The following is a 12446-nucleotide window of genomic DNA, read 5'->3' as shown; positions in this document are numbered from 1 at the left end:
GTGCAGATTTACCTGCCGATCGCCGAGCTTCCGATCAGCGTGCTGATGGTGCTCGGCCTGAGCGGCGCGGTCGGCTTCATCTCCGGCCTGTTCGGCGTCGGCGGTGGCTTCCTGCTCACCCCTTTGCTGATCTTTCTCGACATCCCGCCGGCGGTGGCGGTCGCGACCGTGGCGGCGCAGGTCGCCGGCTCCTCGATGACCGGCGTGCTGACCTATTTCCGGCGCAGGGCGCTCGATCTCAAGCTTGGCGGCGTCCTCGTCAGCGGCGGCATCGTCGGCACGGTGCTCGGCGTCCTGTTCTTCAACACGATGCGCCGGCTCGGCCAGCTCGAGCTCGTCATCACGCTCTCCTATGTCACGCTGTTCTCGATCATCGGCGGGCTGATGCTCTACGACGCCCTGCGCGCCATGCTGCGCGTGCGCGCCGGCAAGCCCGCGCGGCTGAAGCGGCGCGGCGGCATGCATCCATGGTGGATGGGCTTGCCCTTCCGCCAGCGCTTCTATCGTTCGGGCCTCTATTGCAGCGTGCTGCCGATCGCGCTGCTCGCCATCGTCATCGGCTTCATCGGCGCCGTGCTGGGCGTCGGCGGCGGCTTCATCCTGGTGCCGGGGCTTATCTACTTCTTCCGGATTCCGCCGGCGGTGGTGGTCGGCACCTCGCTCTTCCAGATCCTGGTGACCATGACGGGCGCGACCGTGCTGCACGCGGTCACCAACCAGTCGGTCGATCTCATCCTCGCCACGCTGCTGCTGGTCGGCGGCGTCATCGGCGCGCAGTTCGGCGGCCGGGCGGCGCGCAACCTCAACGTCGAATCGTTCCGGCTGCTGCTGGCGCTGCTGATCCTCTCGGTCGGCCTGCGCTTCGCCATCGAGCTCTTCATTCCGCCGACCGAACGCTTCTCGGTGGTCGTGCCGGAGAGCGCGCGATGATGCGGTTCCTCGCCCTCCTCGCCGCGTTCTCCGCCGGCTTCGCCGCGTCGAAGGCCCAGGCCGAGACCCTGATCGCGGCGATGTCGAGCCACCAGATCCAGATCACCTCGAACTACACCGGCAGCCAGCTGACGGTCTTCGGCCTGGTCGAGCGCGACGGGCGCACGGTGGCGCGCGGCGATCCCTACGACATCATCGTCACCGTCCGCGGCCCCCGGCGCATGCTTCTGGTGCGCGAGAAGGAGCGCCTCGGCCCGATCTGGATCAACCGGTCGCAGCGCCGCTTCCCGGACAATCCGGTCTTCCTGCACGTCGCCAGCAACCGGCCGATCTCGGCCATGATGAGCCCCGAAACGGCGCGGCGGGGGCGCATCGGCCTCGCCAATGCCGAGCTGCCACAGGGGAATTGGGTCGACCTCGACCCCGGCTCGATCCGCTTCCGCGAAAGTCTGGTCAGGATCATGCAGAGCAAGGACCTGTACGGCTATGACGAGCGCGGCGTCACCTTCCTGTCGAACAGCCTGTTCAGCGCGCCGATCGACATCGCCGCCACCGCGCCGACCGGCTCCTATACCGTCGACATCGTTCTCTATTCCGGTGGCGTCCCACTGGCGCGCCAGCAGACGAATTTCGAGGTGATCAAGACCGGCATCGAGCAGCGGCTCGCTTCCGCGGCCTATGACTGGTCTTTGCTGTACGGCCTAGCGACCGTGCTGCTGGCGCTCTTCCTCGGCTGGAGCGCAAGCGTCATCTTCCGGCGCGATTAAAGCGGCCCGGCGGTTTCAGCCCAGCAAACCGACATAAGGGAGGAAGGGCACGCTGCTGCCCTCCTCCAGCTGCTCGAGTTCCTCCGCCAGCACGAGCAGCCCATCGGATTGCGCGAGCGAGGCGAGAGAGCCGGCCCCCTCTCCGGGATGCCTGCGCGCGATCACGGCGCCATCGTCGCGCCTTTCCAGCGAGGCGCGCAGGAACTCCCGGCGCCCAGGCTTTTTCCGATGCTGGAAGCCGGCCGTGACGGGAAAGACGATCGGCGCTTCGTCCACCGTGCCGGCAAGGCGCGCCAGCAGCGGCCGAGCGACGAACACAAACCCGACGAAAACCGCGACCGGATTGCCCGGCAGGCCGATGAAGGGCGTGCCGGCCGCCTCGCCGATCGCGATCGGCTTGCCCGGCTTGATCGCGACGCGCCAGAGGTCGAGCGAACCGCAGGCCGACAGCGCAGCCTTGACATGATCGGTCTCCCCGACGGAGACGCCGCCCGAAGTGACGACCAGATCGCAGGCGCCGGCGGCCGCGCGCAGGTGCCGCTCCAGCTCAGCGGGCTCATCACGCAGAATGCCGAGATCGACGACATCGGCGCCCGCCCGCGCCAACAGGGCACGCAGCATCGCCCGGTTGGCGTCGTAGATCGCCGCCGGTCTCAAGCGCTGCCCGGGCTCGGTCAGCTCGTCGCCCGTCGAGAACAGCGCGACGCGCGGGCGATGCCTGACCCGCACCCGTTCCAAACCCAAAGCGGCGAGCAGCCCGAGATCCCGCGGCCGCAGGCGCCGGCCCGCCGGAAGAACCTCCTGCCCCCGGGCGACATCCTCCCCAGCCCTGCGCAGATTGGCGCCGCGCTTCGCCGGGGACGGCAGGATGACCTCGTCGCCACTCAGCGAGACATCCTCCTGCATCACGACCAGGTCGGCACCATCAGGCACGGGAGCGCCGGTGAAGACGCGCCAAGCGCCGTGTCCGAGCGTGCCGGCCGGATCGCCAGCCGCCGTTCGGCCGAGGAGCGGCAGGCGGGTCTCGGCACCCGGCAGGAGATCGGCATGGCGGACGGCATAGCCGTCGACCGCGGAATTCGCGAAGGGCGGCAAATCGATCGGCGCGACCACGGCTTCCGCCAGCACACGCCCATCCGCCTCGACGAGCGGCAGCTCGAGCACGCCCGGCACCGGCTCGGCGCAGGCAGCCGAGCGGCCTCCCGCCTCATCGAGGGAGATCAATCCGATATCCCCTCCTGGTCCGCCCCGCCTACCCGTCACGGCACTCGTCCTTTCCGGAGCTGCGCCCGTATCGCCACCCCGGCGCGCTTGGGTCCGTTGCACCTTCATCCTCGCCCAAACGAGGCCGGTCAAGCATGCGGCATGGCGCGTGGTTGCTCCCACCCGAACAGCCGTCCTATGAAGCGGCGACAACAACGGCCCAGTGGGCGCGAGACCATGGACACCATTCCGCTCGATCTGCGTGGCCTGAAATGCCCGCTTCCGGTGTTGCGGGTGCGCAAGGCCCTGAGCACGGCGCAGGCCGGCGCCCTGCTCGTCGTGCATTGCACCGACCCGATGGCGGCGATCGACCTGCCCAACCTCGCGCGCGAAACCGGCGATGTCATCGAGCGGCAGGGGGATGCGGACGGCGCCATCGTCTTCCATATCCGCAAGGCGGCCTAGCGCCGCGCCAGCGAACGGAGTTCAACGACGTGACCGTCTCCCAAGCCGATGTCCTGCGGGCGCTCGAACTGGTGAAGCTGCCGGCGAGCGGACAATCGCTCGCCGCATCCGGCCGCATCGGCGATATCCTCGTCGACGGCGGCAAGGTGATCTTCGCGATCGGCATCGACCCGACCGAGGCCAGCGCGATGGAGCCGGTCCGCAAGGCTGCGGAAAGCGCCGTCAGCGGTCTGCCGGGCGTCACCCAGGTGCTCGTCGGGCTGACCGCCGACAAGGCGCCTCCATCGGCCGGAATGCAGGCGCGCCAGCAGGCGCAGCGGCCCGGCCCCGGCGGCGCGCCGAAGCCGGCCGGCGTGCCGGGGGTGAAACAGATCATCGCGGTTGCCAGCGGCAAGGGCGGCGTCGGCAAATCGACCACCGCGGCCAATCTCGCCGTGGCGCTCTCGACGCTCGGCCTCAAGGTCGGCGTGCTCGATTCCGATATCTACGGCCCGTCCATGCCGAAGATCTTCGGCATCACCGGCAAGCCGCAGATCGTCTCGGGCCGAACGCTGGCGCCGATGGAGGCCTATGGGCTGAAGGTGATGTCGATCGGCTTCCTCGTCGACGAGGAGACGCCGATGATCTGGCGCGGGCCGATGGTGATCTCGGCGATCACCCAGATGCTGCGCGAGGTCGCCTGGGGCGAGCTCGACGTGCTCGTCGTCGACATGCCGCCCGGCACCGGCGATGCCCAGCTCACCATGGCGCAGCAGGTGCCGCTGGCCGGCGCCGTCATCGTCTCGACGCCGCAGGACCTCGCCTTGCTCGATGCGCGCCGCGGCGTCGCCATGTTCAGGAAGGTCGCGGTGCCGATCCTCGGCCTCGTCGAGAACATGAGCTATTTCATCTGCCCGGAATGCGGACACCAGTCCGACATCTTCGCCCATGGCGGCGCGCGGCACGAAGCCGAGCGGCTGCACATCCCCTTCCTCGGCGAGATTCCGCTCGCCATGCCGATCCGCGAGACATCGGACGGAGGCCGCCCGATCGTCGCCAGCGATCCGCAGAGCCCCCATGCCAAAGCCTATGTCGCGCTGGCACGGCAGGTCCAAGCCGGCCTCGGCGGGGCCATGAGAGCAGCGCCGCGCATCGTCATCGAGTGACACCGTTTCAAGCAAGGCGCTTCCCGCCCGCCGCTTGACAGTTCGCTCATTTTGTTCTTCTTTTGTTCTAGATAAAGGAGTAACGGGGATGGCGATCCAGCGCGCCCGGCATATCGGCATCGGCATCGATCGCCCGGTTGAGGAGGTCTATGCCTTCCTGGCCGAGCCGGAGAATTTCCCACAATGGGCGGAGGGTCTCGGCCACAGCTTCGTGCATGTCGAGGGCATGACCTGGCGCGCCGAAACCCCGATGGGACCGATGCGCATCCTGTTCAGCGAGCCGAACCGCCACGGCGTGCTCGACCATGCAGTGGTCCCCGAGCACGGCCCGGCCATGCACAATCCGATGCGGGTGGTAGCGAATGGCGACGGTGCCGAGATCGTCTTCACGCTGTTCCAGCGTGACGGCATGTCCGACGACGAAATGGCCGCCGATGCGGGCATGATCGCGCGGGATCTCGCGGCGCTGAAGGCCCTGCTGGAACGCTGACCGCCGCCGCGATGGCTAGCTCAGCAATCGTGCGAGCCGCCCCGCCTCGCGCAGGTCGCCCGGCGTGTTGACGTTGAAGAACGGATCGAGGGGTCCCGCAGCCCATTCCGCGACGGCAACGCCGTGCCCCTGCGTCCAGCGGCTGATTTTCCGCTCACCGGCCGCGAGCGCCTGCCGCAAATCCTCCCGCAGCCGGACCGGCCAGAGGCCGATGGCGTGATGCGCCTGCCCGGCCGAGGCGGCGCAGGCCAGCGGGACTTGGGCCGCGATCCGGGCTTCATGCAGGCGCCGGGCGAGATCGTTCGGGATGAAAGGCGTATCGGCCGCGACGCTCAGCAGCCATTCCATTTCCGGCCGATGCTCGGCCAGCCAGTCGAGGCCGGCGAGGATACCCGCAAGGGGACCGGCGAAGCCCGGCACGGTATCAGCGACCACCGGCATGCCGAAGGCCGCGAAGCGCGCCGGGTCGCCATTGGCGTTGAGGACGAGGCCATCGCATTGCCCGCGAAGCCGTTCGATCACATGGGCAAGGATCGGCCTGCCGGCGAGCAGTTCGAGCGGTTTGTCACCTCCGCCCATCCGACGTGCGAGACCGCCTGCGAGAACGAGGCCGAACGTGGAAAGCAGCATCGGGGTCGTCATGCCGACACGCCTCGGATCTGTGTCAGGGCAGCGTCAGGCCGCAAGCCGGATCGCATCGCCGACCCATCGTTCGACCGCCGCCATATCCGCAGCCAGTTCGACCCAGTCGTCTCCGGCGAAATCGCGCCATGCCGGCAGGAAGTCGCGGCGCACCGCGAGCAACACGGGCAGGCCCGCCATCACGGCATTGGCGATCTCATGGCGCAACCCTTCGCCGAGCGCTTCCTGCTTGCCGAACTTGTTGACCATGACGAGATCGACGCGCTCTGCCAATGCGCCGGCGAAAACCGCTGCGGCTGCGGCGAGCCCGGCGGCATCGAGATGGCAGCCGGCGGCACCCGCGCCGAGATCCTGGCTGATCGGAAAGCGATAGCCGCTGCCGAGATCCTCCAGCGACATCGCCATGCAGCGATCGTCGCAGGCTGCGTCATTGTGCTGAACCACCCCGCCAAGCCGCAGGCCGCGCCGCTTCAACTGCGTCGCCACGTCCTGCATGAAGGCGTCGATCGGGAAACCGCTCGTATAGGGGATGGCAGCCAGCATGGTCATGCCGGATTCCTCTCACGAACGCTCCCCAGGCGCCAGAGGCACCGGCGCCGCGGGTTCATTCCCCGCGTGAGAGATGCCGGCGCAGTGTTGCGCCGCACCTACAGTCGCGCGCCCGCACTCTCGCTAGGGTGGCATCGGTTCGTTTCGGGCAACCGGGCGAGCTGCCGCCTATCACCCCGCCGGAACGCATGATCCGTAACAACGCTCAAGCTCCGCTCGACCCGGCCACCGATGCCGCGCTGCTGCTGCGGCGCATCGGCTTCGGCACGCTCGCGCTCGTCCTGCCTCTGGCCGCGCTGGTCTCGCGCCGCGCCGCCGTCGTCCTCGTGCCGATCGGCATCGCATTGCTGATCATCGCGATGCTGATCGAGGAGCCCGCCAAATTCGTCGGCTCCCTCAAGGGAGCCGTTTTCAGCCGACCCGGACTGATCCTGCTCGGCCTCGTGGCCTGGGCGCTGCTCTCGCTGGTATGGAGCCCCTTCCCCACCTCGGCCGCCGAAAAAGCCGGCAATCTGATGCTCGCCGTCGTGCTCGGCTTCACCGGGTTGTCGGCGCTTCCGGAACGGATGCGCTCCTCGAATCTCAACCTTTCGCCGCTCGGCACCGGCAGCGCCGGCATGTTCGCGCTCGGGCTGATCATCATCGCGGCCCTGCGGCATGCGGAGACGCCGCCAGGCGCCGTCGAGCGCGGCGTCTCGATCATCCTGATCACCGCCTGGCCGGCTCTCGCCTGGCTGCTGTCGCGCGAACGCGGGATGAGCGCGCTCGGCCTCGCCCTCGTCGTGGCGCTGCTGGCGCTGACGCGGTTCGATGACGGCGAAACGGTCGCGATGCTCTTCGGCGCGGTAGCCTTCGGCGCCGTCACCGCCAGCCGCGAGCGGGCCGCGCAGGTGATCGCAACCATCATCGCCGGGCTGATGCTGTTCGCCCCCCTGCTGCCGTTCCTGCTCGCGCCACTGGTTTCCGTACTGCCGGACAGCGCCGACGATTTCGCGCAGATGCTGTCGATCTGGGCGGATGTCATCCGGCAGTCGCCGATCGAGCTCATCACCGGCCACGGGCTCGATACCGTGGTCCGCGACCAGCTCAGGGGCATGTTGCCGCAGCCCGCGCCGGCCACCCTGCTGTTCGAGACCTGGTACGAGCTCGGCCTCGTTGGCGCTGCGGCCGCTGCCGCTTGCCTGTATTTCGCCATCCGCGCCGCCGGCCGCATGCCGGGCGCGCTGGCGGCCGGCGGCGTTGCTGCATTCACCACCGCTTTCGCGCTCGCCGTCTTCGGCTTCGCGCCACTCCTGCCCTGGTGGCTGATGACGCTGACCGCCGTGGTGCTGCTGTTCGGCGCCATCGCCCGCGGCCAATACCGCACCGACAGGCCCGCGGTGCCGCTGCCGATGCGCTCGACCGGCCGCTCGCGCCCCAAGGCGGGCGAGCCGCCGGCGGACTGACTTAATCCCCCTGTCGGTTATCGGCGAGGCGCAGCGCGCCTCTCGTGCTTGACGGCCCTGCGCCCGACGCGCTCTCGTGCAGCATGGAAGGCTACCGCGTAGCCGGGAGAGGACAGAAGCGCCCATGCCGTTCGATGTTACCCTCGCCGATATCCAGGCCGCAGCCGGGCGCATCGCCGGCAAGGTCCGCCGCACGCCGACCTATTACAGCGCCGGCTTGTCCGAGCGGCTCGGGGTCGAGACTTGGGTGAAGGTCGAGAGCCTGCAGCTCGGCGGCTCGTTCAAAGTCCGTGGCTGCTACAACAAGCTGATGGGGCTGAGCGAAGCCGAATTGAAGCGCGGCGTCGTCACCGTCTCGGGCGGGAATCATGCCATCGCAGTGTCGCTCGTCGCCCGCTCCATGGGGGCCCGCGCCCTCGTCCTGATGCCCAAGGCGACGCCCGCGCTCAACATCCAGCTGACGCAACAGGCGGGTGGCGAGGTCGAGCTCTGCGAGGATTCCGTCGCCGCCTTCGCCAAGGCCGAGGACTACGCCCGGCAAGGCATGGTCCATGTTCATTCCTATGACGATCCGGCGATCATCGCCGGCCATGGAACGCTCGGCCTCGAACTCGCCGCCGATGCCGGGGGGCGGCTCGACCATGTTTTCGTCTCGATCGGCGGTGGTGGCCTCTCGGCCGGCGTCGGCGCGGCGCTCAAGGGCTTGGATCCGGCCGTAAGGCTGCACGGCGTCGAAACCGAGGGCGCGACCACGATGACCCAGGCGCTCGCCGCCGGCCAGCCGGTCGCGATCCGCCCGACCTCGATCGCGCGCACGCTCGGCGCTCCCTTCGCGACGGAACGCACCATGGCCGCGGCCCGCCAGTTCCTTGAGGAAATCGTCCTGGTGTCGGACGCGGAAGCTGTTCGCGAACTCGTCTGGGTGCTCCAGAATGGCCGCGTGCTGTTGGAGCCCGCTGCGTCCTGCGTGGTCGCGGCCGCGCTGGCGCGGAAGGAAACGTTCCGCCCCGGAGAGCGCGTCTGCCTCGTGCTCTGCGGATCGAACGTCGCGCTGGACGATATCGCGCGCTGGCGCACCGAATTCGCCGTCTAGCGTGGTCGGCAGCGCGGCTCTAGAAGCCTCGCATGAGCCACCATCCCGTTCCAACGCTGCAGACGCAGCGCCTGACGCTGAGGCCGATGGCCGAAGCGGATTTTCCCGCCTATGCCGCGTTTCTGGCGTCGTCTCGCTCCACGGGAATGGGCGGCCCCTACGCGACGCGGCAGGCCTGGGGCATGTTCTGCCACGACATCGCCTGTTGGTCGCTGTTCGGGCACGGCGCGGTGATGATCGAGCTCAGACTGACCGGTGCCTGCATCGGGCAGGTCGGCATCAATGACGGCCCGCTCTTCCCGGAGAAGGAACTCGGCTGGCTGGCTGCTCTATGCCGGCCATGAAGGGCATGGCTATGCCACCGAAGCTGCCCGTGCCTTGCGGGATTGGGCGACACGGAAGCTGAAGCTTTCCAGCTTGGTGAGCTATGTCGCGCTTGGCAACGCCACATCGATCGCGGTGGCGGAACGGCTTGGAGCGGTGCGCGATACGCTCGCCGACAGACCCGATCCAAACGATCTGGTCTATCGGCATGCGCTCGACGTCACCGCCCGCTGAGGACGCCGGAAAGCGCCATCAGTTGCTGTTGCGCGCGACCCTGGCATAGCGGCTGCGCTTGCTGGCGTAAGCGTAGCGGCTGCGCTTGTGGCCGTGCCAGGAGATCTCGAGCGCGCCGACATCGGCGTGGACGAGGCCGTTCGAATAAGTGCCGACGCCGCCGACATTGGCGAGCGAGCGTGCCGCTGCCGCAGCCTTGCGCGCCGAGGCCGCCAGCGGCCGGAAGTCGACCGCCCTGCCGCTGTAGTGCTGCGAGTTCCGCGCATGACGGCCACCACAGGTCGAGGTGATCTGGATGGGACCGATCTTCGCGACGAGTTCGGCGATCATCGCCTTCGTCTCGGGCTTCAGACAGCCCAGACCCTTGACCTGCGGCTGAAAGGAGATTTTCTCGGGAGCAATGTCAGCCAGAGCGACCGAAGGCAAGAAACCAAAAACAAACGCAAGCAACGACAAGCGACGCATCATCTACCAGACATGTAAGGGGAAATTTGGAAGGATCAGGCCAGATATTCTCGATGGCCAGAGCGAAGGATGCCTGAGCTATTCGTCAAGGAAGGCCAAATCATGGCTTGGGCCTTTCCGGAGTATTTCGCGGCCGTAACCAAGATCGCTCCCGCCCGTTTGCCGGCGGACGATTATCTTCCAGAAGGCATCTCGCCATTCCGCCAAAGCCCGCCCCCTGCGCGCTGCCGGCTTGGACAGGGAGGCCTGGGCTGGGCTAGCGTGCCGGACGGCACCCGCTTTCTGCGCGGTCGCCCCATGCATCTCAGAGGATACGATGCCCAAGACCGACCTCATTGCGGCGCTGACCCCCGAAATCGCCGCGATCCGCCGCGACATCCATCGCCACCCCGAGTTGATGTACGACGTTCACCGGACCGCGGGTCTCGTGGCCGAAAAACTGAAGGAATGGGGCGTCGACGAGGTGGTGACGGGCATCGGCCAGACCGGCGTCGTCGGCGTCATCAAGGGCAAGAACCAGGATTCCGGCAAGGTGATCGCCATGCGCGCCGACATGGACGCGCTGCCGATCCATGAGGAGACCAATCTCGAGCATCGCTCGACCATCCCCGGCAAGATGCATGCCTGCGGCCATGACGGGCACACCGCCATGCTGCTCGGCGCCGCGAAGTACCTGACCCAGACCCGCGACTTCGACGGCACTGCCGTGCTGATCTTCCAGCCCGCCGAAGAGGGCGGCGCCGGCGCCAAGGCGATGATCGATGACGGGCTCATCACCCGCTTCGGCATCCAGGAAGTCTACGGCATGCACAACAAGCCGGGCATCCCGGTCGGCCGCTTCGAAATCGCAAAGGGGCCGGCCATGGCCGCCGCCGACCGCATCCACATCAAGATCGAAGGCAAGGGCGGACATGCGGCGGCGCCGCACAACGTCAACGACCCGATCGTCGCCTCCTGCGCGCTGGTCAGCGCCCTGCAGACGGTCGCCTCGCGCAATGCCGACCCGCTCGAGTCGATCGTCGTCTCCGTGACCGCGCTCAATGCCGGCGAGGCTTTCAACGTCATTCCGCAGACGGCCGAGATCAAGGGCTCGGTCCGCACGCTGACGCCGAAGATCCGCGAGCTCGCGCAGAAGCGCATCACCGAGATCGTCGACGGCGTGATGAAGGCTTTCGGCATGAAGTACGAGCTGGAATACCATCTCGGCTATCCCGTCACCTTCAACCATGCCGGCCAGACCGACTTCGTCACCAGCGTGACCAAGGAGATCTTCGGCACCGACGCGATCAAGACCGACATCCCGCCAACCATGGGCTCGGAGGACTTCTCCTATATGCTGGAGGAACGCCCGGGTGCCTTCATCAATATCGGCAACGGCGACTCGGCGGGCCTGCATCACCCGGCCTATGAGTTCAACGACGCGGCGATCCCGGTCGGCGTGAACTACTGGACGAGCCTGATCGAGATCGCCATGCCGCAGCGCGCGGCCTGACGACCGAAGATGAGCGACATCGATTGCCTTGTGATCGGGGCCGGCGTCGTCGGCCTCGCGGTTGCCCGCGAGCTGGCGCTGGCCGGGCGCGAGGTCGTCATCGCCGAGGCTGCCGAGGGCATCGGCACCCAGACCTCGGCACGCAATTCCGAGGTCATCCATGCTGGAATCTATTATCCCCCCGGCTCGCTGAAGGCCCGCGTCTGCGTCGCGGGCCGCAGCAAACTCTACCGCTACCTGCAAGAGCGTGGCCTGCCGCACAAAGCCTGCGGCAAGCTGATCGTCGCCACTTCCGAGGCCCAGAAGCCGGCCCTGGAGACGATCATGGCCCGCGCGCAGGCGTCCGGCGTCAATTCGCTGCGCTGGCTCTCCGGCACTGATGCGAAAGCGATGGAGCCGGAGGTGCGCTGCGAGATCGCCCTGCTCTCACCCGAGACCGGTGTGGTCGACAGCCATGCGCTGATGCTCTCGCTGCTTGGCGAGTGCGAGGCGGCCGGCGGTTCGCTCGCGCTCAACACGCCGATCACCGGCTGGCGGCGCGAGGCGGAAGGCTTCAGCGTCGATTTCGGCGGCGCCGATCCGGCGACCTATACCGCGCGCACCGTCATCAATTCAGCGGGACATGGTGCACCGAAGCTGCTGGGCCTGCTCGAAGGCTTTCCGGCCGAGCATGTGCCGGTCCAACACTATGCCAAGGGCAACTACTTCGCCCTGACCGGCAAGCAACCCTTCAAGCATCTTGTCTACCCGGTGCCGGAAGCTGCCGGCCTCGGCATCCACGCCACCATCGACATGGGCGGGCGGGTCAAGTTCGGTCCCGATGTCGAGTGGGTAGAAAACGACCAGGATCTCGTCGTCGATCCCAAGCGGGCGGAGAAGTTCTACGCTGCGATCCGGACCTATTGGCCTGCACTGCCGGACGGTGCGCTCGTCGCCGACTATGCCGGCATCCGGCCGAAGCTGCATGGGCCGACCGAACCGATGCCGGATTTCCGCATCGACGGTCCCGAGTTTCATGGCGTACCGGACCTCGTCAATCTGCTCGGCATCGAAAGCCCGGGGCTGACGAGCTCGCTGGCGATCGCGGAGATGGTGCGGGAGAAGCTGGCGTAGGTCGCGTCATGCTCGGGCTTGGCCCGAGCATCTCGTGCCGAAAGAGACTCCAGCGCCGCATCCTGCCGGAACTTCTCGGGTTTGCGCTT

Annotated in this window: 13 protein-coding genes and 1 pseudogene; 10 read left to right on the top strand and 4 right to left on the bottom strand. The window is 67.7% G+C overall.

What is annotated here, in order from left to right; genetic code table 11:
- Entirely contained in the window at nucleotides 1-930 is a 930-nt protein-coding gene (locus AB4Z16_RS08155; protein ID WP_441510836.1) for a sulfite exporter TauE/SafE family protein, read from the top strand.
- Complete coding sequence (locus AB4Z16_RS08150) at nucleotides 927-1697, top strand: TIGR02186 family protein (protein ID WP_441510835.1); 771 nt, start codon at nucleotides 927-929, stop codon at nucleotides 1695-1697. Before AB4Z16_RS08155 ends, AB4Z16_RS08150 begins: the two co-directional genes overlap by 4 nt.
- Nucleotides 1698-1712: 15 nt before the next feature.
- Here the strand turns inward: AB4Z16_RS08150 and AB4Z16_RS08145 are convergent, their stop codons facing one another.
- Entirely contained in the window at nucleotides 1713-2927 is a 1215-nt protein-coding gene (locus tag AB4Z16_RS08145; protein WP_441511187.1) for a molybdopterin molybdotransferase MoeA, read from the bottom strand.
- A gap of 210 nt (nucleotides 2928-3137) precedes the next feature.
- On the opposite strand from AB4Z16_RS08145, the gene AB4Z16_RS08140 reads away from it, so the two are divergent.
- From AB4Z16_RS08140 to AB4Z16_RS08130, 3 genes are all read left to right on the top strand, one after another.
- Complete coding sequence (locus AB4Z16_RS08140) at nucleotides 3138-3365, top strand: sulfurtransferase TusA family protein (protein WP_441510834.1); 228 nt, start codon at nucleotides 3138-3140, stop codon at nucleotides 3363-3365.
- 29 nt (nucleotides 3366-3394) lie between these two features.
- Entirely contained in the window at nucleotides 3395-4510 is a 1116-nt protein-coding gene (locus tag AB4Z16_RS08135; protein WP_441510833.1) for an Mrp/NBP35 family ATP-binding protein, read from the top strand.
- 88 nt (nucleotides 4511-4598) lie between these two features.
- The gene (locus AB4Z16_RS08130; RefSeq protein ID WP_441510832.1) at nucleotides 4599-5000 is read left to right on the top strand and encodes an SRPBCC family protein; all 402 of its coding nucleotides are present in this window, start codon (nucleotides 4599-4601) and stop codon (nucleotides 4998-5000) included.
- Between the two features lie 15 nt (nucleotides 5001-5015).
- On the opposite strand, the gene mobA is transcribed toward AB4Z16_RS08130, so the two are convergent.
- Nucleotides 5016-5642, bottom strand: coding sequence for a molybdenum cofactor guanylyltransferase MobA (gene mobA / locus AB4Z16_RS08125; RefSeq protein ID WP_441510831.1), 627 nt, complete (start codon nucleotides 5640-5642; stop codon nucleotides 5016-5018).
- Nucleotides 5643-5675: 33 nt separating this feature from the next.
- Nucleotides 5676-6191 carry a DUF2478 domain-containing protein gene (locus AB4Z16_RS08120; protein WP_441510830.1) on the bottom strand — a complete coding sequence of 172 codons (516 nt, stop codon included), beginning with the start codon at nucleotides 6189-6191 and terminating at the stop codon, nucleotides 5676-5678.
- Nucleotides 6192-6379: 188 nt separating this feature from the next.
- Between AB4Z16_RS08120 and AB4Z16_RS08115 the strand changes: the two genes are divergently transcribed.
- From AB4Z16_RS08115 to AB4Z16_RS08105, 3 genes and pseudogenes are all read left to right on the top strand, one after another.
- Nucleotides 6380-7636, top strand: coding sequence for a peptide ABC transporter permease (locus tag AB4Z16_RS08115; RefSeq protein WP_441510829.1), 1257 nt, complete (start codon nucleotides 6380-6382; stop codon nucleotides 7634-7636).
- Nucleotides 7637-7760: 124 nt separating this feature from the next.
- Nucleotides 7761-8729 (top strand): threonine ammonia-lyase, encoded by a 969-nt coding sequence (locus AB4Z16_RS08110; RefSeq protein ID WP_441510828.1) that lies wholly within the window; start codon nucleotides 7761-7763, stop codon nucleotides 8727-8729.
- 32 nt (nucleotides 8730-8761) lie between these two features.
- Nucleotides 8762-9287, top strand: a pseudogene (locus AB4Z16_RS08105) (GNAT family N-acetyltransferase).
- Nucleotides 9288-9305: 18 nt separating this feature from the next.
- Here the strand turns inward: AB4Z16_RS08105 and AB4Z16_RS08100 are convergent.
- Nucleotides 9306-9617 (bottom strand): peptidoglycan L,D-endopeptidase MepK, encoded by a 312-nt coding sequence (locus AB4Z16_RS08100; RefSeq protein ID WP_441510827.1) that lies wholly within the window; start codon nucleotides 9615-9617, stop codon nucleotides 9306-9308.
- 451 nt (nucleotides 9618-10068) lie between these two features.
- Here AB4Z16_RS08100 and AB4Z16_RS08095 point away from each other — a divergent pair, with 451 nt between their 5' ends.
- Complete coding sequence (locus AB4Z16_RS08095; protein ID WP_441510826.1) at nucleotides 10069-11244, top strand: M20 aminoacylase family protein; 1176 nt, start codon at nucleotides 10069-10071, stop codon at nucleotides 11242-11244.
- A gap of 9 nt (nucleotides 11245-11253) precedes the next feature.
- The gene (locus AB4Z16_RS08090) at nucleotides 11254-12357 is read left to right on the top strand and encodes an NAD(P)/FAD-dependent oxidoreductase (RefSeq protein WP_441510825.1); all 1104 of its coding nucleotides are present in this window, start codon (nucleotides 11254-11256) and stop codon (nucleotides 12355-12357) included.
- The last annotated feature ends 89 nt before the right edge of the window (nucleotides 12358-12446 follow it).

It is taken from the genome of Allobosea sp. TAF32 (assembly GCF_052113585.1).
Lineage (GTDB): Bacteria > Pseudomonadota > Alphaproteobacteria > Rhizobiales > Beijerinckiaceae > Allobosea.
Note: the sequence above shows the minus strand (reverse complement) of the source record. Positions and strands in the feature narration are given on the sequence as shown.

Coding starts and splice junctions, on each gene's coding strand:
- AB4Z16_RS08100 (WP_441510827.1), bottom strand. CDS start 9,617: ATGATCGCCGAACTCGTCGCGAAGATCGGTCCCATCCAGATCACCTCG.
- AB4Z16_RS08120 (WP_441510830.1), bottom strand. CDS start 6,191: ATGACCATGCTGGCTGCCATCCCCTATACGAGCGGTTTCCCGATCGAC.
- AB4Z16_RS08090 (WP_441510825.1), top strand. CDS start 11,254: ATGAGCGACATCGATTGCCTTGTGATCGGGGCCGGCGTCGTCGGCCTC.
- mobA (WP_441510831.1), bottom strand. CDS start 5,642: ATGACGACCCCGATGCTGCTTTCCACGTTCGGCCTCGTTCTCGCAGGC.
- AB4Z16_RS08130 (WP_441510832.1), top strand. CDS start 4,599: ATGGCGATCCAGCGCGCCCGGCATATCGGCATCGGCATCGATCGCCCG.
- AB4Z16_RS08150 (WP_441510835.1), top strand. CDS start 927: ATGATGCGGTTCCTCGCCCTCCTCGCCGCGTTCTCCGCCGGCTTCGCC.
- AB4Z16_RS08115 (WP_441510829.1), top strand. CDS start 6,380: ATGATCCGTAACAACGCTCAAGCTCCGCTCGACCCGGCCACCGATGCC.
- AB4Z16_RS08095 (WP_441510826.1), top strand. CDS start 10,069: ATGCCCAAGACCGACCTCATTGCGGCGCTGACCCCCGAAATCGCCGCG.
- AB4Z16_RS08110 (WP_441510828.1), top strand. CDS start 7,761: ATGCCGTTCGATGTTACCCTCGCCGATATCCAGGCCGCAGCCGGGCGC.
- AB4Z16_RS08140 (WP_441510834.1), top strand. CDS start 3,138: ATGGACACCATTCCGCTCGATCTGCGTGGCCTGAAATGCCCGCTTCCG.